Source organism: Pseudomonas sp. FW305-3-2-15-E-TSA4, assembly GCF_058787295.1.
In genome coordinates this window covers 148,983-170,724 of the sequence record NZ_JBYSZP010000002.1, presented here as the reverse complement: position 1 = coordinate 170,724, position 21,742 = coordinate 148,983, and the positions used below count along the sequence as shown (strand labels likewise).

21 protein-coding genes are annotated in these 21,742 nt (G+C 59.1%); 12 read left to right on the top strand and 9 right to left on the bottom strand.

Annotation, left to right across the window (positions count from 1 at the left end; translation table 11 throughout):
* Positions 1 to 57: 57 nt before the first annotated feature.
* On the bottom strand, positions 58 to 996 hold the full coding sequence (locus AC3WMV_RS03195; RefSeq protein WP_103367068.1) for an AraC family transcriptional regulator: 939 nt from the start codon (positions 994 to 996) through the stop codon (positions 58 to 60).
* 25 nt (positions 997 to 1,021) lie between these two features.
* On the bottom strand, positions 1,022 to 1,855 hold the full coding sequence (locus AC3WMV_RS03190; RefSeq protein ID WP_103367069.1) for an oxidoreductase: 834 nt from the start codon (positions 1,853 to 1,855) through the stop codon (positions 1,022 to 1,024).
* A 381-nt stretch (positions 1,856 to 2,236) separates the two neighbouring features.
* On the opposite strand from AC3WMV_RS03190, the gene AC3WMV_RS03185 reads away from it, so the two are divergent.
* The 6 genes from AC3WMV_RS03185 to AC3WMV_RS03160 all read left to right on the top strand — a co-directional run bounded on the left by AC3WMV_RS03185 (position 2,237) and on the right by AC3WMV_RS03160 (position 9,108).
* The gene (locus AC3WMV_RS03185; protein ID WP_098964038.1) at positions 2,237 to 2,905 is read left to right on the top strand and encodes a GntR family transcriptional regulator; all 669 of its coding nucleotides are present in this window, start codon (positions 2,237 to 2,239) and stop codon (positions 2,903 to 2,905) included.
* A 79-nt stretch (positions 2,906 to 2,984) separates the two neighbouring features.
* Positions 2,985 to 3,791: an ABC transporter substrate-binding protein gene (locus tag AC3WMV_RS03180; RefSeq protein ID WP_103367070.1), complete on the top strand. Its 807-nt coding sequence runs from the start codon at positions 2,985 to 2,987 to the stop codon at positions 3,789 to 3,791.
* Positions 3,792 to 3,802: 11 nt separating this feature from the next.
* Positions 3,803 to 4,579 carry an amino acid ABC transporter permease gene (locus AC3WMV_RS03175; protein WP_007967116.1) on the top strand — a complete coding sequence of 259 codons (777 nt, stop codon included), beginning with the start codon at positions 3,803 to 3,805 and terminating at the stop codon, positions 4,577 to 4,579.
* A 2-nt stretch (positions 4,580 to 4,581) separates the two neighbouring features.
* Positions 4,582 to 5,361, top strand: coding sequence for an amino acid ABC transporter ATP-binding protein (locus AC3WMV_RS03170; RefSeq protein WP_103367071.1), 780 nt, complete (start codon positions 4,582 to 4,584; stop codon positions 5,359 to 5,361).
* A gap of 170 nt (positions 5,362 to 5,531) precedes the next feature.
* Positions 5,532 to 7,142 carry a gamma-glutamyltransferase family protein gene (locus AC3WMV_RS03165; protein ID WP_103367072.1) on the top strand — a complete coding sequence of 537 codons (1,611 nt, stop codon included), beginning with the start codon at positions 5,532 to 5,534 and terminating at the stop codon, positions 7,140 to 7,142.
* Positions 7,143 to 7,248: 106 nt separating this feature from the next.
* Positions 7,249 to 9,108, top strand: coding sequence for an ABC transporter ATP-binding protein (locus AC3WMV_RS03160; RefSeq protein ID WP_103367073.1), 1,860 nt, complete (start codon positions 7,249 to 7,251; stop codon positions 9,106 to 9,108).
* A 60-nt stretch (positions 9,109 to 9,168) separates the two neighbouring features.
* On the opposite strand, the gene gbdR is transcribed toward AC3WMV_RS03160, so the two are convergent.
* Both gbdR and gabP read right to left on the bottom strand, forming a co-directional pair.
* Entirely contained in the window at positions 9,169 to 10,260 is a 1,092-nt protein-coding gene (gene gbdR / locus AC3WMV_RS03155; protein ID WP_103367074.1) for a choline metabolism transcriptional regulator GbdR, read from the bottom strand.
* Positions 10,261 to 10,347: 87 nt separating this feature from the next.
* The gene (gene gabP / locus AC3WMV_RS03150; protein ID WP_103367075.1) at positions 10,348 to 11,748 is read right to left on the bottom strand and encodes a GABA permease; all 1,401 of its coding nucleotides are present in this window, start codon (positions 11,746 to 11,748) and stop codon (positions 10,348 to 10,350) included.
* 412 nt (positions 11,749 to 12,160) lie between these two features.
* Between gabP and AC3WMV_RS03145 the strand changes: the two genes are divergently transcribed.
* Positions 12,161 to 12,643 carry a GNAT family N-acetyltransferase gene (locus AC3WMV_RS03145; protein WP_103367076.1) on the top strand — a complete coding sequence of 161 codons (483 nt, stop codon included), beginning with the start codon at positions 12,161 to 12,163 and terminating at the stop codon, positions 12,641 to 12,643.
* Between the two features lie 24 nt (positions 12,644 to 12,667).
* Here the strand turns inward: AC3WMV_RS03145 and AC3WMV_RS03140 are convergent, their stop codons facing one another.
* The gene (locus AC3WMV_RS03140) at positions 12,668 to 13,012 is read right to left on the bottom strand and encodes a hypothetical protein (protein WP_103367077.1); all 345 of its coding nucleotides are present in this window, start codon (positions 13,010 to 13,012) and stop codon (positions 12,668 to 12,670) included.
* A gap of 47 nt (positions 13,013 to 13,059) precedes the next feature.
* Positions 13,060 to 13,962, bottom strand: a complete 903-nt coding sequence (locus AC3WMV_RS03135) for a LysR family transcriptional regulator (RefSeq protein ID WP_178085213.1) — start codon at positions 13,960 to 13,962, stop codon at positions 13,060 to 13,062.
* Positions 13,963 to 14,084: 122 nt separating this feature from the next.
* On the opposite strand from AC3WMV_RS03135, the gene AC3WMV_RS03130 reads away from it, so the two are divergent.
* Positions 14,085 to 15,515: an aldehyde dehydrogenase family protein gene (locus tag AC3WMV_RS03130; RefSeq protein ID WP_103367079.1), complete on the top strand. Its 1,431-nt coding sequence runs from the start codon at positions 14,085 to 14,087 to the stop codon at positions 15,513 to 15,515.
* Positions 15,516 to 15,585: 70 nt separating this feature from the next.
* On the opposite strand, the gene AC3WMV_RS03125 is transcribed toward AC3WMV_RS03130, so the two are convergent.
* Positions 15,586 to 16,635 carry a 3-oxoacyl-[acyl-carrier-protein] synthase III C-terminal domain-containing protein gene (locus AC3WMV_RS03125; RefSeq protein ID WP_103367080.1) on the bottom strand — a complete coding sequence of 350 codons (1,050 nt, stop codon included), beginning with the start codon at positions 16,633 to 16,635 and terminating at the stop codon, positions 15,586 to 15,588.
* A gap of 455 nt (positions 16,636 to 17,090) precedes the next feature.
* Here AC3WMV_RS03125 and AC3WMV_RS03120 point away from each other — a divergent pair, with 455 nt between their 5' ends.
* Positions 17,091 to 17,762: a lipopolysaccharide kinase InaA family protein gene (locus AC3WMV_RS03120; RefSeq protein ID WP_103367081.1), complete on the top strand. Its 672-nt coding sequence runs from the start codon at positions 17,091 to 17,093 to the stop codon at positions 17,760 to 17,762.
* Positions 17,763 to 17,892: 130 nt separating this feature from the next.
* Here AC3WMV_RS03120 and AC3WMV_RS03115 read toward each other — a convergent pair whose 3' ends face one another.
* On the bottom strand, positions 17,893 to 18,645 hold the full coding sequence (locus AC3WMV_RS03115) for an SDR family NAD(P)-dependent oxidoreductase (protein WP_103367082.1): 753 nt from the start codon (positions 18,643 to 18,645) through the stop codon (positions 17,893 to 17,895).
* A 109-nt stretch (positions 18,646 to 18,754) separates the two neighbouring features.
* On the opposite strand from AC3WMV_RS03115, the gene AC3WMV_RS03110 reads away from it, so the two are divergent.
* Positions 18,755 to 19,672 carry a LysR family transcriptional regulator gene (locus tag AC3WMV_RS03110; protein ID WP_027611769.1) on the top strand — a complete coding sequence of 306 codons (918 nt, stop codon included), beginning with the start codon at positions 18,755 to 18,757 and terminating at the stop codon, positions 19,670 to 19,672.
* Between the two features lie 138 nt (positions 19,673 to 19,810).
* Positions 19,811 to 20,224 carry a nuclear transport factor 2 family protein gene (locus tag AC3WMV_RS03105; RefSeq protein WP_103367083.1) on the top strand — a complete coding sequence of 138 codons (414 nt, stop codon included), beginning with the start codon at positions 19,811 to 19,813 and terminating at the stop codon, positions 20,222 to 20,224.
* A gap of 56 nt (positions 20,225 to 20,280) precedes the next feature.
* Here the strand turns inward: AC3WMV_RS03105 and AC3WMV_RS03100 are convergent, their stop codons facing one another.
* Positions 20,281 to 21,237, bottom strand: a complete 957-nt coding sequence (locus AC3WMV_RS03100) for a LysR family transcriptional regulator (RefSeq protein WP_103367084.1) — start codon at positions 21,235 to 21,237, stop codon at positions 20,281 to 20,283.
* A gap of 42 nt (positions 21,238 to 21,279) precedes the next feature.
* Between AC3WMV_RS03100 and AC3WMV_RS03095 the strand changes: the two genes are divergently transcribed.
* The gene (locus AC3WMV_RS03095; protein ID WP_103367085.1) at positions 21,280 to 21,711 is read left to right on the top strand and encodes a GFA family protein; all 432 of its coding nucleotides are present in this window, start codon (positions 21,280 to 21,282) and stop codon (positions 21,709 to 21,711) included.
* Positions 21,712 to 21,742: the final 31 nt, after the last annotated feature.

Below are 21,742 nucleotides of genomic sequence, written 5' to 3'. Positions count from 1 at the left end.
GCGGGGATTTTGCCTTGAGACTGCGGCGGGCATGCGATGGCCGGGAGCGATTGGTGCTTAGTGCGAAGAAACATACGGGGAGGGCGTGGCGGACTGGGGCAGGGCATACGTGGCTTTCATCCACGCAATTTCGGCCAGCGGCGTGCGCCCGAAGAATCGCTTGAACTCACGGCTGAACTGCGAGGCGCTTTCATAACCGACGTTGAACGCCGCCGTCGCGGCCGGCATGGCGCCACGCAGCATCAGCAAACGCGCCTGATGCAGGCGCGTGGCCTTGAGGTATTGCATCGGCGACGAGTCGGTGACGTTGCGAAAATGCGCATGGAAGCTCGGAACGCTCATCCCGGCTTCCTCGGCGAGGGACTCGACGTCCAGACGCTGTTCATAGCTGCTGTGAATCCGCCGGATCGCCCGGCTGACCTTGCCGAAATGCCCTTGCTGCTGGAGCGCCGCACGCATCGACCCGCCTTGGGCGCCGGTCAGAATCCGGTAGTAGATCTCCCGAACCAGCGCCGGCCCGAGGATCTGCGCGTCGCCCGGATCGCTCATCGCTTCGAGAAAACGCAGGGTCGAGGCGCGCAATGGATCATCCATCGGCGAGGCGTACATGCCCCTTGGCAAAGCGTCGCTGGGGCCGAACACCTCGTCGACCTGCAGCATCAACTCGCTGGCCAACTGCAGGTCGAGGCGCATATACACCGCCAGCATCGGCTCAGCCGCACTGGCCTCGGTTTCCATGGTGAACGGCACCGGCACCGACACCACCAGATAATGCTGTGCGTCATAGACGTAGACGTCATCGCCCAGAAAGCCGCGCTTGCGCCCCTGACAGAGAATCACGATGCCCGGCTCATACAGCACCGGGGTGTTGCTCAGCGGCCGATTCGAGCGCAGAAAACGCACGTCCTCCAGCGCACTGAGGTTGTAACCCTCCAGCGGCGCGAGCTGTTCAAGCAACTGCACCATGCGCGCGGTGTACGGATCGGATGGACTCATGGGCATTTTTCTCCTCGCCGGGTACTCAGCCATCGGTGGAGCGGGTCAGGGTTTCCCATTGCTCGATGTCGCTGAGACTGCGTTGCAGTTTATCGCGCACCAGATTCAGCGCATCGCTGCCCAATAGCAAGTGTGCGGGCGGTGCGGCGCTGGCGATCAGTTGCAGCATGGCCTGCGCAGCTTTGCGCGGATCGCCCAACTGCTTGCCGCTTTTCTCTTCGCGGGCCTTGCGCACCGGGTCGAAGCTGGCGTCATAGTCGGCAATGCTGCGCGCCGTGCGCTGCATCGAACGCCCGGCCCAATCGGTACGAAACGAGCCAGGTGCCACTGCCGTGACAAAAATGTTGAACGGCTGCAATTCCTTGCTCAGCGTATCGGAGAGCCCTTCGAGGGCAAACTTGCTCGAGCAGTAATAGGCAATGCCGGGCATGGTGATGGTGCCGCCCATCGAGGTGATATTCAGAATGTGTCCGGCGCGCCGTTGCCGGAAGTACGGCACGAACGCCTTGATCATCGCTGCCGCGCCAAACACGTTGACGTCGAACTGACGCCGCATCTGCGCCAGCGGTGACTCCTCGAAAATGCCCTCATGTCCGTAACCGGCGTTGTTCACCAGCACATCGACCGGACCCAGTGTGGCGTCGACGTCGGCGATCACCTCGTCGATGCGTTCGAAATCGGTGACGTCGAGCAACACCCCGTGTGCCCGATCCGCTGACAAGGCCTCGAACGACTTCAGATCGGCCTCGTTGCGCACGGTACCGATCACCCGGTGACCGGTGTTGATCGCTTCTTGCGCGAGCGCGCTGCCAAAGCCGCTGCTGACACCGGTGATGAATAAGGTTTTGCTGCTGTGCATGGCAATCTCCGACAGATAGGTGAAACGACATGGTAGGCAGCGCGGCGTGGCAGGGGTATGCCGGTTTGTCTGGGAGGATTGCCTATTTCTATAGGCAGGCCTGCAAGGGAAGTTGTCCTTCAGCCCACAAAAAAAAACGTCGTTCCTGGAGCGGCGCTGCCATTCAGTTGAGTGTTACTCAGCTACCAATCTGCACCTTTGCGGTGCTCGCCATGGGCGATCGGGTAGCACCGCTCGAGTCTTGCACGGCAGGGTCTTATCGCCGTTTTGCCGCTTAAATCATGCAAATCAAAAGCTTGGGCTGCACATGTGAAATCTGGCATGCATCGTGCCTTTTTGTATCCGTGGATAATTGGATACAAAAAGACAAAAGGTGCTGCCATGCAATTCGCTCCCGCCTACGATCAGCGTCAACCGATGACCGCCGAGGAAGAGGCCTACAACTTTCTGTTGGAAGGCATTTGCGGTGGTCGTTATCGCAAGGGCGACCGGTTGATCGCCGAGGACATCGCCAGTGAAATCGGCATGAGCCGCATGCCGGTGCGCGAAGCCTTTCGCCGCCTCGATGCGCAGGGCCTGGTGACGCTGCGGCCTAACCGCGGCGCAGTGGTCAGCGGTCTGGATGTCGAGCAAATGCATGAAGTGTTCGAGATGCGCAGCGCCCTGGAAGGGCTGGCGATTCGCATCGCCGTACCCAAGATCAGCGAGCGTCAGTTGACCGCGCTGGAGCGGCTGCTCGATGAAATGGACGACTACCGCGAGGAGAGTGCGGCATGGGTCAGCCGCCATCGCAAGTTCCATGAATACCTGTGCAGCCTCAGCGATCGCCCACGACTGCTGAAGCAGATCAGCGCCCTCTATTCGCTGATCGAAGCGCCGATGCGCCTTTGGCTGCAGCACATCGAAAAGCCCCTGAGTGCGCGCCAGGAACACCAGATGATCCTCGATGCGATTCGCGCCGGTGACGCCAGCAAGGCCGAAGCCGTGGTGCGCGAGCACATCGAAGGCACCGTCCCCGAACTGATCAAATTTTTGCAATCGGAAAAATAACCACAGAGCGGAACACGAGTCCGCCGATGTTTTGACTTTGAGTACTGCCCCGTTACTAACCGAACTGGAGTGTCTGGTCATGCATACGTCTCGCCTGTTACTGGCTGCAATATCCCTCGGACTCTGTACGCAGTGGGCGCTTGCCGCACCCACGGTGCCGGAGCGTCTGCTCAAGGTCGACAAACTGACCTATTGCTCGGGCATGGATTCACCGCCGCTGGTGTCTTTTGATGAAGCGCAAAAGCCCAAAGGGCTGACCGTCGATCTGGGCCTGGAAATCGCCAGGCGGCTAGGCGACAAGAAGGTCGATTGGCGGGTGATTCCATTCTCCGGATTGCTCCCGGCCTTGCTCGCCAAACAGTGCGACATGATCGTCGACCAGTTGTTCGACAAGCCCGAGCGCCGTGAGGTGATCGACATCGTCAATTACATGTATTCCAGCCAGGCGGTGGTGGTGCCCAAGGGCAATCCGAAGGCGCTGAAAACCCTTGCGGATCTCAGCGGGCACAAGATCGCGGTGCTCAACGGTTCGACCATCAAGACCCTGCTCGACACCGAAAATGAAAGCCTGAGCAAGGCCGGCAAGCCGCCGATGAAACTGGTGGTCTACAACACCGATACCGATGCCTTCCAGGCCCTGCGCATCAATCAGGTCGACGCTTACGGCACCACCGTAGAAACCGCCGGCTATTACGCGGCGATGGCCCCGGACCTGTTCGAGGAAGGCGTGCCAGCCTTCAGCCGGATCCTCACCGGTCTGGGCATTCGCAAGGACGATCCACAACTGAGCGCCGCCGTGCAGCAAATCATTACCGACATGCGCAGCGATGGCAGCTACAACCGGCTCTTGAACAAGTGGCACGTCTCCAGCGACACACTCGATTGAGGTAAGCGTTGATGAACTTCAATTGGGATGTGTTCTGGCAGTACCTGTTGCAGCCAAGCGGCGTGTACCTCACCGGCCTGTGGCTGACGTGCCTGATCAGTGTGCTGGCGATGTTGCTGGGCTGTGTGCTGGGGCTGGCCGCCGCGCTGCTGCGCTTGTCGAAGAACCCGTTGTTGCATCTGCCGGTGCGTTTTTATGTGTGGCTGATGCGCGGCACACCGTTGCTGGTGCAGATCGTTTTCCTCTACACCGCACTGGCGGCGGGCGGGATTTTTCGCTTCGAAGACATCGAGCTGTTCGGGCTGGTGGTGCCCGGCAACATTCAGGCGGCGATCATTGCTCTGGGCCTCAACGAAGGCGCGTACATGGCCGAGATCATCCGTGCCGGGATCGGTGCCGTGGACAAGGGCCAGTACGAGGCCGGCCGTTCGCTGGGCATGACCTTCGCCAAACTGATGCGCCGAATCGTGCTGCCGCAAGCGTTCCGGGTGATCGTGCCGCCGCTGGGCAACGAGTTCAACGTGATGCTGAAAAACACCACGCTGGTCAGCGTGATCGGCGTGCAAGAGCTGTTGCTCAGCACGCAGATGGTCACCTCGGCGACTTTTCGGGTGTTCGAGCTGTACCTGGTGGTGGCGATCTATTTCCTGTTACTGACCACGCTGTGGGGCTTCTTTCAGCGCTGGCTGGAGAACCGTTTCGGCCAGTCCGACCGACCTTCTGCGCCACCGCCGGCCTCCAGCCGGATGTTCGGTCGCAGCACTCTTAAACTGCTGAGGGGACGTTGATCATGGTGCAGCAAAGTGACGAGCTGATCATCGAGGCGCTGAACATTCACAAGGCCTTCGGTGATCTGCAGATTCTCAAGGGCATCTCGCTGCAAGTGCGACGCGGTGAAGTGGTGGTGCTGATTGGCGCCTCGGGTTCGGGCAAAACCACGTTTATCCGCTGCATCAATCTGCTCGAAGACATTCAGGGCGGGGAAATTCGCGTCAACGGCCAGCCCATGGGTTATCGCACCCGGGCGGACGGCAGTCTGGTGCGCGACTCGGAACGCAACATCGCTCGCCAACGCCGGGACATTGGCATGGTGTTCCAGCGCTTCAACCTGTTCCCGCACATGACCGCGCTGGAAAACATCATCGAAGCACCGATTCAGGTGTTGGGTGTGCCACGCCAGGCTGCGCTGGAGCAGGCGCGAGCCTTGCTCAAGCGAGTCGGGCTGGCGGACAAGGCCGCTCATTACCCGTCGATGCTTTCCGGCGGCCAGCAGCAACGGGTGGCGATCGCCCGAGCACTAGCGATGAAACCCCAGGCGATGTTGTTCGACGAACCCACCAGCGCCCTCGACCCGGAAACTGTCGGCGAGGTTTTGCAGGTGATGAAGGAGCTGGCCGAGGAGGGCATGACCATGGTCGTGGTCACCCATGAAATGGGCTTTGCCCGCGAAGTGGCTGACCGAGTGGTGGTGCTCGATCAGGGCGAACTGATCGAACAAGGCCCGCCGGAGCAGATTTTCAGCCGGCCCACCCATCCCCGTACCCAGGCCTTTCTCAGCCGCGTGCTGTGAACTTCACAAGGATATTGACGATGCGTTTATCGAGCTTGTGCGCGGAGCCGCAGCCCCGACACGTTGAAGAACTTCGAGAAGATCGCCGAAAAACATCCAGCGCCTGATCACCCGTGAAGGGAACCGGATCAAGTCCGGCCAATGAATTGCTGATTTGAAGAGCCTTTGCCATGTTGAAATTCTCTGCTCACGAATATCCCTATCCATCGCAACGCCAAAGCGTCTTCGCCCGTCGCGGCATGGTCGCGGCGTCTCAGCCACTCGCCGCGCAGGCCGGCATAGAGATGCTGCAGAAGGGCGGCAACGCGATTGACGCGGCCATTGCCACGGCGGCGGCACTGACCGTGGTCGAGCCTACGGGCTGCGGCCTGGGCGGTGATGCGTTTGCGCTGGTCTGGTTCAAGGATCAGCTGCATGGCCTCAATGCCAACGGCCATGCCCCGGCCGGTCTAAGCATCGAAGCGGTGAAGACGGCCGGCCATGAGCAAATGCCGTTGTATGGCTGGACGCCAGTGACGGTGCCCGGTTGCCCATCGGCCTGGGCCGAGCTGTCGCAACGCTTTGGCGTGTTGCCGTTCGCCGATTTGCTGCAACCGGCGATCAGTCTGGCCAGAGACGGTTTTCCCTTGTCGCCGGTGGTTGCCCATCAATGGCAGATCGCGTTGGATGAGTTCGGCCCGCATCGTGATGAGGTGCTGCAGGCCTGGTTCGATACGTTTTTGATTGACGGTCGCGCGCCCCAGGCCGGAGAGATTTTCCGTAACCCGGCGCAGGCGCGAACCCTTGAGGAGTTGGCCAGTACTCGTTGCGAGAGTTTGTATCGCGGCGCACTGGCGCAACGCCTGGATGCGCATTCACGAGCTACCGGCGGCTATCTGCGCGCCACGGATCTGGAGCATTACCGCGCGCAATGGGTCGAGCCGATTCACGTCAATTACCGTGGCGTGGATGTCTGGGAAATTCCACCGAGCGGGCAAGGCCTGGTTGCGCTGATGGCGCTGAAGATTCTTGAAGGCTTCGACTTCGATCACCGTGACAGCCAGCAGACCTGGCACCGGCAACTGGAGGCGATGAAGCTCGCCTACAGCGATGGCCTGCACTACATCACCGATCCGCTGCACATGCGCGTGGCCGTGGCCGATCTGTTGAGCGACGAATACAGCGCCCGCCGCCGCGCTCAGGTCGGCGAACAAGCGCAACCGCCGAAACCGGGCGATCCCCATGCCAGTGGCACGGTGTACCTGGCCACGGCGGACGGGCAGGGCAATATGGTGTCGTTCATCCAGAGCAATTATCACGGCTTCGGCTCAGGCGTGGTGCTGCCGGACAGCGGCATCGCCCTGCAGAACCGTGGCCAGGAATTCAGCCTGGATCCCGAGCATGCCAACGCGTTGGCGCCGGGGAAAAAGACCTTTCACACGATCATTCCTGGCTTCCTCACCAAGGACGGTCAGGCGTTGGGCCCGTTCGGTGTGATGGGCGGCTACATGCAGCCGCAGGGCCATGTGCAGATGGTCATGAACCTGGTGGATTTCGGCTTGAACCCGCAGTCGGCACTGGACGCGCCGCGCTGGCAATGGCTCGGCGGCATGAAGGTGGGCATCGAGCAGGGCGCTTCAAGGGATCTGGCCAATGCGTTGGCACGTCGCGGACATGAGGTGCAGATCGCCAGTGACCTGACGGATTACGGACGAGGGCAGATTATTCTGCGTGATCCAGTGACGGGCGTACTGTGTGGCGGGACTGAGCCGCGGGCAGATTCGCATATCGCAGTCTGGTAGAGACGGCAGGCACTCGTCAGGTCGGGAGCACACACTTTTTCACAAAGACCTCCCGGGATCCAATCGGTGGCAGAATCTCCCTGACTTGAACGTTCAGGAGAACATCATGCTTCGTGTGTTTGAACGAAGACTCGACCCTTTCCCGCCTGACGAGGTGCCACCGCCACCCAACGGTCTGGCTAAATTTCTCTGGGCCTGCACTCGCGGCGCTCGCGGCTACATTCTGGCACTGGCGTTGCTCAGCGCTGCTGTGTCGATCTATGAAGCCTGGCTGTTTTCCTTCCTCGGCCAGGTCGTCGATTTGCTCTCGACCTGGCAGGCCGGCGGCGAAGCGGCGGTGCAGGAGAGCCGCGTGTTGTGGGGCATGGGCATTGTCATGGTCTTGAGTGTCGGGTTGGTGGCGTTGCGCACCATGGTCCAGCACCAGATTCTGGCGATTAACCTGCCGCTGCGCCTGCGCTGGGATTTCCATCGGCTGATGCTGCGGCAGAGCCTTTCGTTTTTCTCCGACGAGTTCTCCGGCCGGGTCACGACCAAGGTCATGCAGACCGCGCTCGCTGTACGCGACGTGCTGTTCACCATGATCGAGATCTTGCCGGGGATTGGCGTGTACTTCATCGCGATCATTGCCCTGGCTGGCGGTTTTGCGCTGAAGCTGATGTTGCCGTTTCTTGCTTGGGTCGTGCTGTTCGGTCTGGCCATGTGGTACTTCGTGCCGCGTCTGGGCAAGGTCGGCCAGGAGCAGGCCAATGCGCGGTCGATGATGACCGGGCGTATCGCCGACGCGTACACCAACATCACCACGGTGAAGTTGTTCTCCCACTCCAACCGCGAAGCACATTTTGCGCGGGCGGCGATGGAAGATTTCAAGCAGACCGGTTTTCGCCAGATGCGTCTGGTCAGTCTGTTCGAGATCGTCAATCAGGCCTTGGTGGTGGGGTTGATCATGTCCGCCGGTGGTTACGCCCTGTGGCTTTGGCACCAGGGCGATGTCGGCGCCGGTGCGGTAGCAGCGATCACCGCCATGGCGTTGCGGATCAATGGCATGTCGAACTGGATCATGTGGCAAATGACCTCGCTGTTCGAAAGCATCGGCACCGTCCAGGACGGCATGGCGACGCTGACCCAAGGCACCAAAGTGCAAGACGCGCCGGATGCCGGCGTGCTGGTCACTTCTGGCGGCGCGGTGACGTTCGACAAGGTCAAGTTCAACTACGGTGGCGAGCGTCAGGTGCTCGATGGCCTGAGCCTGAGCATTCGTCCCGGTGAAAAAATCGGCCTGGTGGGCCGCTCCGGTGCGGGTAAATCGACGCTGATCAACCTGCTGCTGCGCTTCTATGACGTCGACAGCGGCGAGATTCGTATCGACGGCCAGAACATTGCGCACGTGACCCAGGACAGCCTGCGCAGTGCGATCGGTATGGTCACCCAGGACACCTCGCTGCTGCACCGTTCGATTCGCGACAACATCGCCTACGGCCGGCCCGATGCTACAGACGCACAGATCCGCCGCGCCGCTGCCAATGCGCAGGCTGACGAGTTCATCAGCCAACTCAGCGACCGTCAGGGCCATACCGGCTACGACACTCTGGTAGGTGAACGCGGGATCAAGCTGTCCGGCGGCCAGCGCCAACGGGTGGCGATTGCCCGGGTGATGCTGAAGAACGCGCCGATCCTGCTGCTGGACGAAGCCACCAGCGCGCTGGACTCGGAAGTCGAAGTGGCGATTCAGGAAAGCCTCGATGACATGATGCAGGGCAAGACGGTGATCGCGATCGCACATCGACTGTCGACGATTGCAGCGATGGATCGGCTGATTGTCATGGATGACGGGCGCATCATCGAGCAGGGCACCCATTCCGAATTGCTGGAAAAGAACGGCGTGTATGCGCGGCTGTGGGCGCATCAGAGCGGCGGGTTTCTTGGAGAAGACAAAGGCGTGGTGGAGGCCTTGGATCAGGCGTAAACGGGCAGGGCACATGGCCGGGGCATCTTGGGTGTTCCCGGCCGATTTGCCTCGGTTTGCTCAAGCCAGATCGGCACTCGCCATCATCCGAACACTGGCAAATGTCGATTCGTTTCTCGCCTGATCAAGCGTTGTCAGTGTGTTGATCGATGACGGCGGCGTTACCCGTTTACGACTCATTGCAGAGCCTGAGCGCTCGTCGCTCGGCGGCACCCCAAACTGCTCGCGATAGCATTTTGAGAAATGCGGTGTGGAGGCAAATCCGCAGACATACGCCAGTTCCACGATCGACAGCGAGGTTTGCTTGAGCAGTTGTCGCGCGCGAATCAGCCGCAACCTCAAGTAGTAGCGTGACGGCGTGCATTGCAGGTATTTCTGAAACAACCGCTCCAACTGTCGGCGTGACAGATCGACGTATTCGGCAAGGTTGTCCAGCTCGATCGGTTCCTCAAGATTGGCCTCCATCAACGCAACGACTTCTTGCAGCTTGGGCTGATGCGTACCGACCACATGCTTGAGCGGTACGCGTTGATGGTCCTGCTCGTTGCGGATGCGCTCGTAAACAAACATCTCCGAGATGGCGGCGGATAACTCTCGACCGTGATCACGGGCGATCAGGTGCAGCATCATGTCCAGCGGCGCTGTTCCTCCGGAACTGGTAAAGCGGTTGCGGTCGAGGGTGAAGAGGCTGGTGCTGACGTTTACGCGTGGGAAAGCTTCCTGCATGGCCGCCAGAAATTCCCAATGCACGCTGCACTCATAACCATCGAGCAATCCGGCTTTGGCGAGTGCCCAGCTACCGGTGCACACACCGCCCAAGCGTCTGGATTGCCGGGCCAGGGCTTGCAGCCAGGATGTGTGCTCGCGGGTGATTACGCTCTGGATGCCGACCCCGCCGCAGACAATCACCGTGTCCGCCACGCCGGGGTTGCTCCACGAGCCATCCGGCGTGATCGGGACCCCGTCGCTGGCCCAAACAGCCGCACCATTGGCGCTGAAGGTATGCCAGCGATACAGCGTTCGCCCCGACAATTGATTGGCCATGCGCAGTGGTTCGACGGCGGATGCCAGCGACATGAGGGTGAATTTATCCAACAGCAGAAACCCGAAGGATTGGGTCGTACCGTCGGCCACGGAGGGGGTCGATGACATCATGGCCTCACAGGAATCGGTCTGAGATGCAGGCGTCGGTCATTCCCTTGGTCTTCGCCAAGGGAATATCGGCTTCGGCGTGAACGCCTAGCCCACCGACGTCGCGCGTGCCGCCGGGGCAGGGTGACGCGACGTGATCAGGCCGATAAAGGAGATTGCCAGCGCCAGGCCAATGGTGGTGGTGACTTCGGTGCGGTGCTGCGGGGTGATCATCATGACCGCCAGCGCCGCGCAGATGAAGCCGATCACCAGCCACGTCAGCCACGGGAACAGCCACATGCGGAAGGTCAGCTCAACCTTGCGCTGTTGCAATATCCGCCGCATGCGCAGCTGCGACACCGCAATGGCGAGGTACACCAGAAGGGCAATCGCCCCGGAACTGGCCAGCAGGAACTCGAACAGCCCGGCGGGCATGAAGTAGCTCCACACGGTGATCGACGCGCCGAGCACGGTGCTGGCGATCACGGCGGCCCGTGGCACACCGGCAGCGGAAGTCGCCTTCAGCGCTTTCGGTGCATCGCCGCGACGACCCAGCGAGTACAACATGCGCGAGGCAATGTAGATCGAGGAGTTCATGCAACTGGCCACGGCGATCAGGACGACGACGTCGACCATGAACTTGGCATTTGGAATATTCATGATTTCCAGGGCGCGCTGATACGAGCCCACCGAGGCCAGCAACGGATCATTCCACGGCACCACGGAGATGACCACGAAGATCGACAGCAGGTAGAACACGCCGATGCGCCAGATCACCGAGCGGGTGGCTTTGGCAATGTTCTGCGCCGGGTTATTCGATTCGGCGGCCGCGATGGTCACCGCTTCCGTACCGATGAAGCTGAACATGATCGTGATGAAAGCGCCGACCACTGCGGACAAGCCGTTGGGCGCAAATCCGCCGTGCTCGGCCATCAGGCCGCTCAACCCGCTGACTTCGCGGTCGGGCACCCAGCCCATCAACACGGCAAAACCGACCCCGATGAAGCCGATGATCGCCACAACCTTGGCCATGGCGAACCAGAACTCGAACTCACCATACTTGGACACGCTGAACAGGTTGGTCACCACCAGCGCAATGATCGATCCCAACGCGAACAGCCAGGCATCGACCTGCGGGAACCATTGGTGCAGCACATGCCCGGCCGCCAGTGCTTCGATGGGAATCACCAACACCCAGAACCACCAGTACAGCCAACCGATAGTGAAACCGGCCCAGCGGCCGATGGCCTGGTCGGCATAGGTGGAGAACGAACCGGTGTCCGGGTTGGCCACCGCCATCTCGCCGAGCATGCGCATGACCAGCACGACAAGCAGACCTGAAAACAGATAGGCGAGAAGCACGGCCGGCCCTGCTGCGGCAATGGCGTGTCCTGAACCGACGAACAAACCGGCGCCGATAATCCCGGCGATGGACAACATTGTGACGTGACGAGGCTTGAAGCCCTGCGCCAATTGGCTACTCGAATCCATGGAGTTCGGGCTGATCATCGGTATTTTTATTCTCTGCTGATCGACATTTAAGCAATTGAACGGGCATACGATCGGTCACCATCGTTGCCTGCTGAACTCCCGAGAGAAGCCCGTCCAACCGCCGCAGTTCTTATCAACCCCATGATCTGACCGGGATTGTTTTGATAGGAAGACACGGCACCTTAGCCGGCCTTGCTGCCGATTCAATAGCCTGATTGCGCCATGATCGTGTCTGATATCGACATGTGAATACCATGAGGTCGTATTGGAGACCTGTCGGTCACGCAAGGCTCTGGCAATCAAAATCCAGATTGATCAGGTCATGTTCGTTTTTGAGATGGGGGCCTGAATTCGACGGTGAAGCCAAACTGGGCCCCACAAGCCAGGCTCTCTATACTGGCCTTCCAGGATGGTAAATAGAGCACAACCTATGCCCGTCGCACCCAATCAAAATTTCCCAGTCATTTTGGTTCCGGCTCACCCAAGCGACCTGGAAAATCTTGTAGCCATTCGAATTGAGGCCATGCGCGAAAGTCTGGAGCGTGTCGGGCGATTTGATCCGGTGCGTGCGCGTGAGCGGTTTGTTGGCGGTTTTGACGCTCGCAACACACGCTATATCGAGGTATCTGGAGAGAGGGTTGGTTTTGTAGTGGTCAAGCATCACCACAATGAACTCTTGCTCGACCACTTGTATGTGAGACCGAGCGCGCAAGGATCAGGTGTAGGGGCTGCTGTTCTCACTCAGATTTTCAAAGAGGCGGATGCGGCTGCGCTCCCTGTTAAAGTTGGCGCTCTCAAAGAAAGTGCTTCGAATCGCTTTTATACCCGTCATGGCTTCCAATTCACCGAAAGCAGTGAATTCGACAATTATTATGTTCGTCAGAGTGTTCCGGTGAATGGCCCGGCTTGCTAGCTGGGATATGGGAACCGCTTTCGGTTACCTTCTCCACAGCAACCCTTCAACGTCATCAAATTTGCCGGCGACCTTCAAATAAGTCTCAGCCCATCCACTGCTCATGGCCAGCTCCTGTAACGGTCCGGTGGGCGCAAACAACACGGCGACGTCCAGCCGCTCAGGCAAGGTGCCGGTTTTTAATGAGTGGATCAGGGCTTGTAATTCAGTTTTCGCCTCAAGCTCATCAGCCCAATACGACCAGCAGAAATCATTTTCGGGAATCGACACCAGTTCAACAGCGGCCTCAAGTACGAGGACGAGAGACTCGACGGCGGAATTACACTCCGCTGTTCCCTGGAGCAAGAGACGAAGGTGGCGGTTTTCCATGGGGTATTCCAGGGCAGTATGGACGATAAAAAGTGGGCAAAACAGGATCAAACCACAGTAGGCCGCAACTCCTGCGCCAGTTCAATCAATGCACGCAACCGCGCGGGCACGAAGCGATGGCCCGAGTAATAGAGCCTCAGTCCGCCAAAAGACGGGCACCACGGCATCAACACCGGCAGCAGGGCGCCGCTCGCCAGCTCTTCCTGGATGAACCACTCGGAAATGAAACCAATACCAAGGCCTGACAAAACGGCCTGTTTGATTGCCAGCATTTCGTTGGAGGCGAAGCTCACCGGCAGATCCATCTGCAGCTTTTGGCCATCGCGCTCCAATTCCCACTGGTAGAGGCCACCATGGGCCATGCGCATGCCGATGCTCCGGTGGGTGAGCAGATCTCGCGGATCTTCGGGCACGCCGTGGCGTTCGAGGTACTCGGGCGTTGCGACCACAAGCATCCGAATGTCACCTGACAGTGCCACGGCAATCATGTCTTGCGGCACGGACTCCGCCAGGCGGATCCCGGCGTCGAAGCCACCGGCGATGATGTCGACCATGCTTGATTCGCTGACGATGTCGATACGTACGTCGGGATAGCGCTGAGCGTACTGCTTCAATAGCGGATCCAGCAGCAGGTAGGCCGCGCCATGGGGTGCATTGATGCGCAACGTGCCGCTGGGCTCATCGGGGCCGACGCTGGCTTCTTCGCCGGCACTTTTGATCTGTGCCAACGCAGGTGCGATGCGTGCCACATAGCGTTGCCCAATGTCGGTGAGAGCAACGCTGCGCGTGGAGCGATTGAACAGGCGCACTTTCAGGCGTGCTTCCAGACCGGCCACCGTGCTGCTCACAGCAGTTGTGGACATGCCCAGCTCCTGTGCGGCGCCGCGAAAACTGCTGCGCCGCGCCACGGCCAGTACCACTTCCAGCTCGGTCATTCCTGTTCTGTGCATGGATCGTCCTGAATATAAGGATGCTTCATCAGCCAAAGGATGGCTTATCGGAATAATGAACCCTTCTTAGACTTCATCACAGAGGCTCGATTCAGACGAGTCGTTTTGAGCGAGGAGTCGCCATGCAACGCATTGAACATATCTATATCAACGGCGAGTTCGTTCTTCCACAGGGTCAGGAATGGTTCGACCTTCATAACCCGAGCACCGAGCAAGTCATCGGTCAGGTTCGGTTGGGCGATGCACTGGACGCACAGCGTGCGATCGCAGCCGCCAAGGCTGCATTTCCGGCGTGGGCCCGTACAAGCCGGGAGGAGCGCATTGCGGGACTGCACCGCATGCACCGGGCGGTGGCGGCAAAGGAGGAAGAGCTGTTGGAAGCCATCCTCACGGAGTACGGTGCACCTGTAGCTCGCGGGCGCTGGATGGCGACTTATCCGGCCGACGTGATTGCGCAGGCAATCGATGCTCTGGAGGCGTTCGATTTCGAGGAACAGGTCGGCACGGCCAGGGTCATTCTGACGCCCGTGGGGGTGACCGGTCTGATCACGCCATGGAACAGCGATGCGGGCTTCATCTGCAACAAGCTGGCCACCGCGCTGGCGACAGGCTGCACCGCCGTCATCAAGCCTAGCGAGATGAGCGCGTTGCAGACGCAGGTCGTGGTCAGTGCGTTGCACGAAGCGGGGTTGCCACCGGGTGTATTCAATATCGTCAACGGACGGGGTGATGTGGTTGGCGAGGCGATCGCCGGTCATCCCGACGTTGCCAAAATCTCGTTCACGGGCTCATCCGCTGTCGGTAAGCATCTCGTCAGAACCGGTGCCGACACCATGAAGCGTGTGACGCTGGAACTCGGCGGCAAGTCGCCCACCGTGGTGCTTGATGATGCTGATCTGCAGGCGGTCATGCCGATGGTGCTGCAAGCCGGATTTCTCAACAGCGGTCAGGCGTGCATCGCGGGCACTCGCATTCTTGTGCCGCGCGGCCGGCTGGCAGAGTTTGAGCGGATTGCGAAGGAGGGCGTCTCACAGATCCGATCGGGCGATCCGCGCAACACCGACACCGATATCGGTCCGATGGTGAGCCAGAAACAATGGGAACGGGTGCAGCGCTACATCCGTATCGGCCAGGAAGAAGGCGCAAGGTTGCTGGCGGGTGGCGAAGGTCGTCCGGAAGGCTTGCATGCCGGTTGGTTTGTGAAGCCCACGATCTTCACTGATGCCAACAACCGGATGCGCATTGCACGTGAGGAAATCTTCGGGCCCGTATTGACGATCATTCCCTACGAGGAGGATGCCGATGCGATCAGCATTGCCAACGATACGGACTATGGGCTGAGCGCCCTGGTACTGGGAAAAAGCGCTGAACGTTGTATGAACGTAGCCCGTCAGATCGATGCGGGACGCGTGCTCATCAACACCCTGACCCACGAACCGCGTGCCCCCTTCGGTGGATTCAAGCATTCAGGCCTTGGGCGCGAAATGGGCAGGTGGGGGATGAGCGCGTATTTGGAGCCGAAGACGTTGATCAGCCATGACACGTTGAAATGACTGGGTCAGGTTCCTGTCGTCAACAGGGACGAGCAACCTGCCGCCTCACGACGGCAAGTTGCTTCAGGCCTTACAGAGTAAATGACAACGCAGAGAAGACCATCCCGCCACTGCCTGCCCAGCCCATGCAAAACTGGCCGTTCTCGGCTTCGCCCCGACTCATCGCATCGAAGATGCCGTAGGGGATGGACGCGGTAATGATGTTGCCGGTTTTATGCCCGACATGGTGCAATTTGTGATCAATACCGATCAGTTGCCCAATGTGCTCCCACATCTTTGGCGAACCGGTATGAATAAACACTTTATGAACATCTGCTGCAGAGATGTTTTGCAGATTGAAGACTTTTATCGCTTCATTGCGGCCATCTTCATGCAAGGCTGCCGCGTAGGAGTTGAATTGATATTGCCCGCCGGTCGGTGAAATACGTGGAATATCCTCCTCATTGCAGAACAGTTTCCAGTCCGGCAGGGAGATGGTCGACAAGTCACTCAAGTCAGGCCTGTTGATGTACGAGAACTTGAAGTTGCCCGGGGCCTCATGACTGAGGATGGTGACCGTGACGGCTTCGCCAATGGTAAAACTCGGAAACTTGTAAGCCAGTTCCGCCGACGACTGTAAGGAGAAGTTCTTGGGCATCACCGGCCCGCCAGCAGACATGCCAAATTCCATATTGACGATCGCCGCGTAGCGAATCTCGCCGGCCTGCATTTTGCTGTTGATGACATCCATGGCTGTCACCCAACCGTTGCAGGCGTCGACCACATCGAAGTTTCTGCAACTCAGGCCCAACGCCTTGGCGATGAACGTACTGTTGGCCGGCTCGATGAAGCCTCGCGTAACGTTCGGATAGATCAACAGATCCAGGTCGGCCTTGTCGATGTTGGCCTGAGCGAGCGCCGAGTTGAATGCAGTCTCCATCAATTGCATTGGCGTTTCGTCGGCGCCCAGCCAGTGGCGCGTGCCGCTGCCGCTTTTTTCAAGCAACTTGCTGATGGTCTTCAATGTTTTTGGCAAGTCTTCCTGGAAGGTATCTTTAGAGTGTTCCTCAACCAGGTTTATAACGTCCTGATTGCTGACAATGCGTGACGGGAGAATCCCGGACAACCCAACTATTTTCATAGGACTTCCTTGTTGAAAGTATGCATCCGTGGGCAATGGCTGCGGATGAGCAAACCCTTACTCATCCCTGTAAGGAGCCACTGGCGGCAATACTTTTAGCACAAAGAAAATGCGGATCAAGGACGTTGCTCGTTATTTGCCTCAATCGAATTGAATCATGACCTGGGTCAATTTAACGGCTTTCAAGTTAATCGAAAAAACAGTCGGGCGGACCCTCGCGACGCGGTTGGCATCTGTGTTTGATGTCGTCGGCTATCGGCGAAAAGGACACACCTGAAGGGATAAACACCCCTCAATAGCCAATTTTCGTCACGTGGTTGCGTAAAAGCCCCAAGCTGGCCCTAAAATCCTCGAACACCGAGGGAACTATTAACGTCCACCAACAGACTGAGCTGCTGTTGCGACCCTCATGCAAACGTCGCACGAAACGATTTCTACAATAAATGGAGCGCACAATGGGCAGGGCAGGCGATGAATTTGATTTCTGGTGGGGTACGTCCGGGTCGTGGGTGGAACCGCCGAATGTGCGCCGCAGCGGCACCAGTGGTGTCCAACTGATTGTTCAAGGTGACAAGACGTTTTTCGTAAAGCGCCAGACCGGCCATTTGTTCCGCAGTCTCCGTTACCCCACTGGCCGACCCACCGCATTGCGTGAAGGCGTTGCCCTTTCAAGACTCGAAGAGTTGGGCGTGAATGCGCCAAGACCGGTATTTTATGGCGCGAGAAAAGTCGACGGCGTATGGCAGGGTGTCTTGGTTACCAAAGACCTGGGCGGCTTCATCGATCTGGATACCTGGTATAGCCAGGGCGCTGCAAGCCTGTTGACCACAGAGCAACATCTGCGACTTCTTGAACGTTTGGCGCAAATGCTGGCGCGGATGCATTCGGGCAAATGGCAGCACGGTTGCATGCGTTCCAAACACATCTTTATCAAGGCGTCGATTACCGACACAGACTTCGATTTCGAACTGGCGCTGCTTGACCTGGAGAAATCTCGCGGTCGTGCTACGGCAATGGGTGCGGCGCGTCACGACATTCCTCAACTCAGACGGCATTCTTTCTGGGATGAGTCGCAGTGGCGGCATTTCCTTTCCTGCTACGAGCAAGCCGTTGGCAGAACCCTGTAAAAAGATTGTGCGGCAGTGACACCCGCTCAATCTGCGCCTGACAATAGCACCAGCGAACGCCGTCCGGGTTGGTAATGCACACACTCAGGCGTGGGGTGGCGGGCGACCGCGACAGTCGCCCGCTGGCTGCTCAGATTTGCGCCTGGCCACCGTCAACAAACAGCTCGATACCGTTGACGAAACTGGCGTCATCGGAGGCCAGGAACAACGCGGCGCTGGCAATTTCGTCAGCTTCACCGACACGCCCCATGGGGATCAGCGAGGCCATGTAGTCGAGCAAGCCCTGCTGCTGAGCGGCATCGGGGCCGGCCAATTCAACCAGGCCAGGCGTGCGGGTGGCGCCGGGGCTGATGGTGTTGATGCGCACCTGGCGGTCTTTCAAGTCCAGAATCCAGTTGCGGGCAAATGAACGCACGGCGGCTTTGGACGCGGCGTACACACTGAATGCGGCGGTGCCCGAGCTGCCCGCCGTAGAGCCGGTGAGAATCACCGAGGCTTTTTGGGCCAGCAGTGGCAGTGCCTTTTGCACAGTGAACAGCACGCCTTTTACGTTGCGATTGAAGGTGTCGTCGTACTGCTGTTCAGTGATTTCACCCAGTGGCAGCATCGATCCGCCACCTGCATTGGCGAACAGCACGTCGATTCGGCCGTGGGTTGCGCCAATCTGGCGATACAACGCGTCCAGCTGATCAAGATTGGTGGAATCCACTTGCACGCCGGTGGCGTTGCCAACCGCGGCGACAGCGGCGTCCAGTTCGGCTTGACGACGGCCCGTGATATAGACGTGAGCGCCTTCCTGAGCGAAGCGTTTGGCAGTGGCCAGACCGATGCCTGAGGTGCCGCCGGTAACCAATGCAATTTTGCCTTCGAGTTTGTCAGTCATGGTGTTTCTCCCGTATTTCGATTGAGTGGGTTGCGATGTGGGAGAAGCTTATCGACGGGAAAACACTTTCAAAATAGAATTGTCTGAAATCTATCGTTGCAGAAATGAAATGAGCAGACTTCCGGATTTTGAAGGGTTGGCGATGTTTGCCAAGGTAGCCGAAGAGGGCTCGTTCGCCGGTGCGGCACGGGTCATGAGCGTGTCGGTGCCGACGGTATCGCGAGCTGTCGCACGGTTGGAGGAGCGTCTGGGCGGGCGCTTGTTCAACCGCACCTCGCGGCAACTGGCACTCACCGAATTCGGCGCGAGCATGGCGGCCAAGGCGGGTGAGATTTATCGGCAGGCTGAAGAGGTGGAAAGCGAGGCTCAGGATTTATCGGTCCAGCCCCGCGGCCAAGTACGCTTGGCGATACCCATGTCGTTTGGCTTGCGTTGGGTGGCACCACTGATGCCGCAGTTGCTGCGCCAGTATCCCGAGCTGTCGATTGACCTGCACCTTTCGGATGCCTCGGTTGACCTGATCGCCGAGGGCTTTGATGCGGCGTTACGCATCGCCGTATTACCGGATTCCTCGCTGGTTGCAAGGCGCCTGTGTGCCGTCACTCAATACCTGGTCGCCTCGCCGGCTTATCTGGACGCTTATGGCCATCCTTGCCACCCCCGCGAACTCGCGTCCCGCACGTGCCTGAGTTATGCCTACCGGGCCCGCAGCCAAGTGTGGCGGTTCACCCATAAAGACGGCAGCGAAGAAGACGTGGTGCCCAGCGGTCCATTAAGAGTGACCAACTCGGATGCGTTATTGCCGGTGTTGCTTGAGGGCCAGGCCATCGCCGAACTGCCGGAATTTATCGCCAGCGAATACTTGAAAGACGGACGCTTGGTCGTGGTGCTACCGGAATGGAGCATGGCCCGTGGCGGTTTGTATTTCGTCACCCCCTCGGCGCGTACACGGCCAGTGAAAATCAAAGCGCTGTCGGACTTTTTTGCCGAACATCTAAGCCAGCCTGAATGGCGATGGCCGTCATGAGACGTTGCGGATGTGGCTTTCAATTATGAAACGATGATTTTCATTAACGTCTATTTTTGAAATCAAAGGGATCTCCTAACGTGATCAGGTCAGCACCTGCAGCGTGCCCATCCCTTATGCGTTTAGGAGAAAGTCGTCATGAAAAATGCCGTGGAATTACTTCAAAACTACCTGGATGCCATCCAGACGCCGCACCTGGCGGCAGCACTTTTCGCGGAGGATGGCGTGCTGGAGTTGCCCTACCTGGAGTCGCTGGGCATACCCCACCGTGTGCAAGGCCCCGCCGCCATTGAGAGTTTCATCGGCTCATTGCTCGGTAAAGTGCCGGACTTCAAATTTCGCAACGTTCATTTTCTGATCGAAACACCCGACCAGGCGTTTGCCGAATACAGTGTAGAGGCCTTGGTGCCTGCCACGGGGCGCATCTACCGGCAAATGTACGCAGGCCGCCTGGTGGCCAAAGACGGCAAGATTCAGCTGCTGCGCGAATCTCTGGATACCGTGGCCGCTGCCAAAGCGTTCGCGCCGGTTGATTCAGAGCGAGACCAATAAATCGCGATTATCCCGGTATGGCGGGCAGGGACTGGTGCTGGCATGGATCACTTCCCTTAGTGGGCGTTCGAGCGCAGATAATGATGCAGTTCCTCACCCACTACTTCGAACGCCTTGGCGATCCGTTTGATTTTGCGCAAGTCACTGTGCATCGCGATCCACACTTCGACCTCGAAGCCGAAGCTGTCTGGCAATACGTGAATCAGCCCATGACTTCTGGCGATAGGTATCGGGCAAAGACCGAAGCCCAATCCCGCTTTCAATGCAGCCAGTTGCGCAAGGTGGTGATCCGTGGCAATCGCGAAATGCTGATCGGCTTCACACAGCCCGGCTTCGACCAAGCGACGCAAGTCAGCTGAGCGACGGTCTGGCCCGATCAGCGGCCGCTGGCGCAGCGACGTCAGGCTGCCGGGGTCACCATAACGCTCCAGGCACTCGGCACTGGCATGGACGCCGATCCGCAAGCTGCCGACCCGCCGCACCGCGATATCGGCCTCCATCGGACGCATCAGGCGTACGGCTATATCCGATTGCAGCCTGGCGATGTCTTCCAGTGCGTCGCCGATGCTCAGTTCGAGCTTCAGTCCAGGATGGTCGTAATGGAAGTTCCGCAGTAAAGCGGGCAATACCTCCACTCCCAGCAACTCGCCACAGGTCAGCCGCACCGTGCCGTGGTCCACCGACGTTTCAGCGCTGGCCGCCCGGTTGAAGGCTTGCGCGGCGAGATCCATGGCCTCGACATGATCGATGAGGCGCTGCGCCCCACTCGTAGGCGTCAGGCCTGAGGGCGTGCGGGTGAACAGGCTCAAGCCGAGTGTCTGCTCAAGATGATCGAGGCGTCGGCGGGCCGTGGCCTGCGCAATCCCCAACAACTTCGAGGCACCGCTCAGGCTGCCCGAGCGCAGCACCGCAAGGAACACCTGCTGGCTTTCCCATTCAAGACCGCTCATACATTCTTGACCAACAGCTGCTCCTTTTTTGCTCTTCTGCTCGGGCGAGTGAAAAGGGATCATGCGCGCCGAACTTATCCGGGCGTCATTGTAAGGAGTCAACGCATGAGATTCACCGGTCAGTGTCTATGTGGACAGGTCAGCATCGAAATCGAGGCGCAGCAACTGCCACCGCTGTATGCCTGTCATTGTCTGAACTGTCAGCGTTGGAGTGGCAGCGCGTTCGGCCTGCACGTGCTATGCCCGGCTTCGGCAGTGCAGGTGAAGGGCGAAACGGCGACCTTTGTACGCGAATACCAAGGGCAGACCTCCACGCAACATGTCTGCGGCGAGTGCCATACCCGCCTGTTCAACGAGACAACCGCCGCGCCCGGCATGCGTGTGGTGCGGGCCGGCGTGTTGGAAGGTACGGAGCGCTTCACGCCGGTGGCGCATATCTGGACGCGACGCAAGCAACCCTGGCTGGTTCTGCCGCAAGGCGTTGCACAATGGGAGGAGAGCCCGACGCCCCAGGCGTTTGCCAGCGCACTCGGGTAAAGAAGCAAGATGGTGGCTTAATAATACTCAC

Excerpts from the sequence above, each read along its gene's own strand:
- AC3WMV_RS03195 (WP_103367068.1), bottom strand. The coding sequence starts at position 996 with ATGAGTCCATCCGATCCGTACACCGCGCGCATGGTGCAGTTGCTTGAA.
- AC3WMV_RS03190 (WP_103367069.1), bottom strand. The coding sequence starts at position 1,855 with ATGCACAGCAGCAAAACCTTATTCATCACCGGTGTCAGCAGCGGCTTT.
- AC3WMV_RS03185 (WP_098964038.1), top strand. The coding sequence starts at position 2,237 with ATGCAATTCGCTCCCGCCTACGATCAGCGTCAACCGATGACCGCCGAG.
- AC3WMV_RS03180 (WP_103367070.1), top strand. The coding sequence starts at position 2,985 with ATGCATACGTCTCGCCTGTTACTGGCTGCAATATCCCTCGGACTCTGT.
- AC3WMV_RS03175 (WP_007967116.1), top strand. The coding sequence starts at position 3,803 with ATGAACTTCAATTGGGATGTGTTCTGGCAGTACCTGTTGCAGCCAAGC.
- AC3WMV_RS03170 (WP_103367071.1), top strand. The coding sequence starts at position 4,582 with ATGGTGCAGCAAAGTGACGAGCTGATCATCGAGGCGCTGAACATTCAC.
- AC3WMV_RS03165 (WP_103367072.1), top strand. The coding sequence starts at position 5,532 with ATGTTGAAATTCTCTGCTCACGAATATCCCTATCCATCGCAACGCCAA.
- AC3WMV_RS03160 (WP_103367073.1), top strand. The coding sequence starts at position 7,249 with ATGCTTCGTGTGTTTGAACGAAGACTCGACCCTTTCCCGCCTGACGAG.
- gbdR (WP_103367074.1), bottom strand. The coding sequence starts at position 10,260 with ATGTCATCGACCCCCTCCGTGGCCGACGGTACGACCCAATCCTTCGGG.
- gabP (WP_103367075.1), bottom strand. The coding sequence starts at position 11,748 with ATGATCAGCCCGAACTCCATGGATTCGAGTAGCCAATTGGCGCAGGGC.
- AC3WMV_RS03145 (WP_103367076.1), top strand. The coding sequence starts at position 12,161 with ATGCCCGTCGCACCCAATCAAAATTTCCCAGTCATTTTGGTTCCGGCT.
- AC3WMV_RS03140 (WP_103367077.1), bottom strand. The coding sequence starts at position 13,012 with ATGGAAAACCGCCACCTTCGTCTCTTGCTCCAGGGAACAGCGGAGTGT.
- AC3WMV_RS03135 (WP_178085213.1), bottom strand. The coding sequence starts at position 13,962 with ATGCACAGAACAGGAATGACCGAGCTGGAAGTGGTACTGGCCGTGGCG.
- AC3WMV_RS03130 (WP_103367079.1), top strand. The coding sequence starts at position 14,085 with ATGCAACGCATTGAACATATCTATATCAACGGCGAGTTCGTTCTTCCA.
- AC3WMV_RS03125 (WP_103367080.1), bottom strand. The coding sequence starts at position 16,635 with ATGAAAATAGTTGGGTTGTCCGGGATTCTCCCGTCACGCATTGTCAGC.
- AC3WMV_RS03120 (WP_103367081.1), top strand. The coding sequence starts at position 17,091 with ATGGGCAGGGCAGGCGATGAATTTGATTTCTGGTGGGGTACGTCCGGG.
- AC3WMV_RS03115 (WP_103367082.1), bottom strand. The coding sequence starts at position 18,645 with ATGACTGACAAACTCGAAGGCAAAATTGCATTGGTTACCGGCGGCACC.
- AC3WMV_RS03110 (WP_027611769.1), top strand. The coding sequence starts at position 18,755 with ATGAGCAGACTTCCGGATTTTGAAGGGTTGGCGATGTTTGCCAAGGTA.
- AC3WMV_RS03105 (WP_103367083.1), top strand. The coding sequence starts at position 19,811 with ATGAAAAATGCCGTGGAATTACTTCAAAACTACCTGGATGCCATCCAG.
- AC3WMV_RS03100 (WP_103367084.1), bottom strand. The coding sequence starts at position 21,237 with ATGATCCCTTTTCACTCGCCCGAGCAGAAGAGCAAAAAAGGAGCAGCT.
- AC3WMV_RS03095 (WP_103367085.1), top strand. The coding sequence starts at position 21,280 with ATGAGATTCACCGGTCAGTGTCTATGTGGACAGGTCAGCATCGAAATC.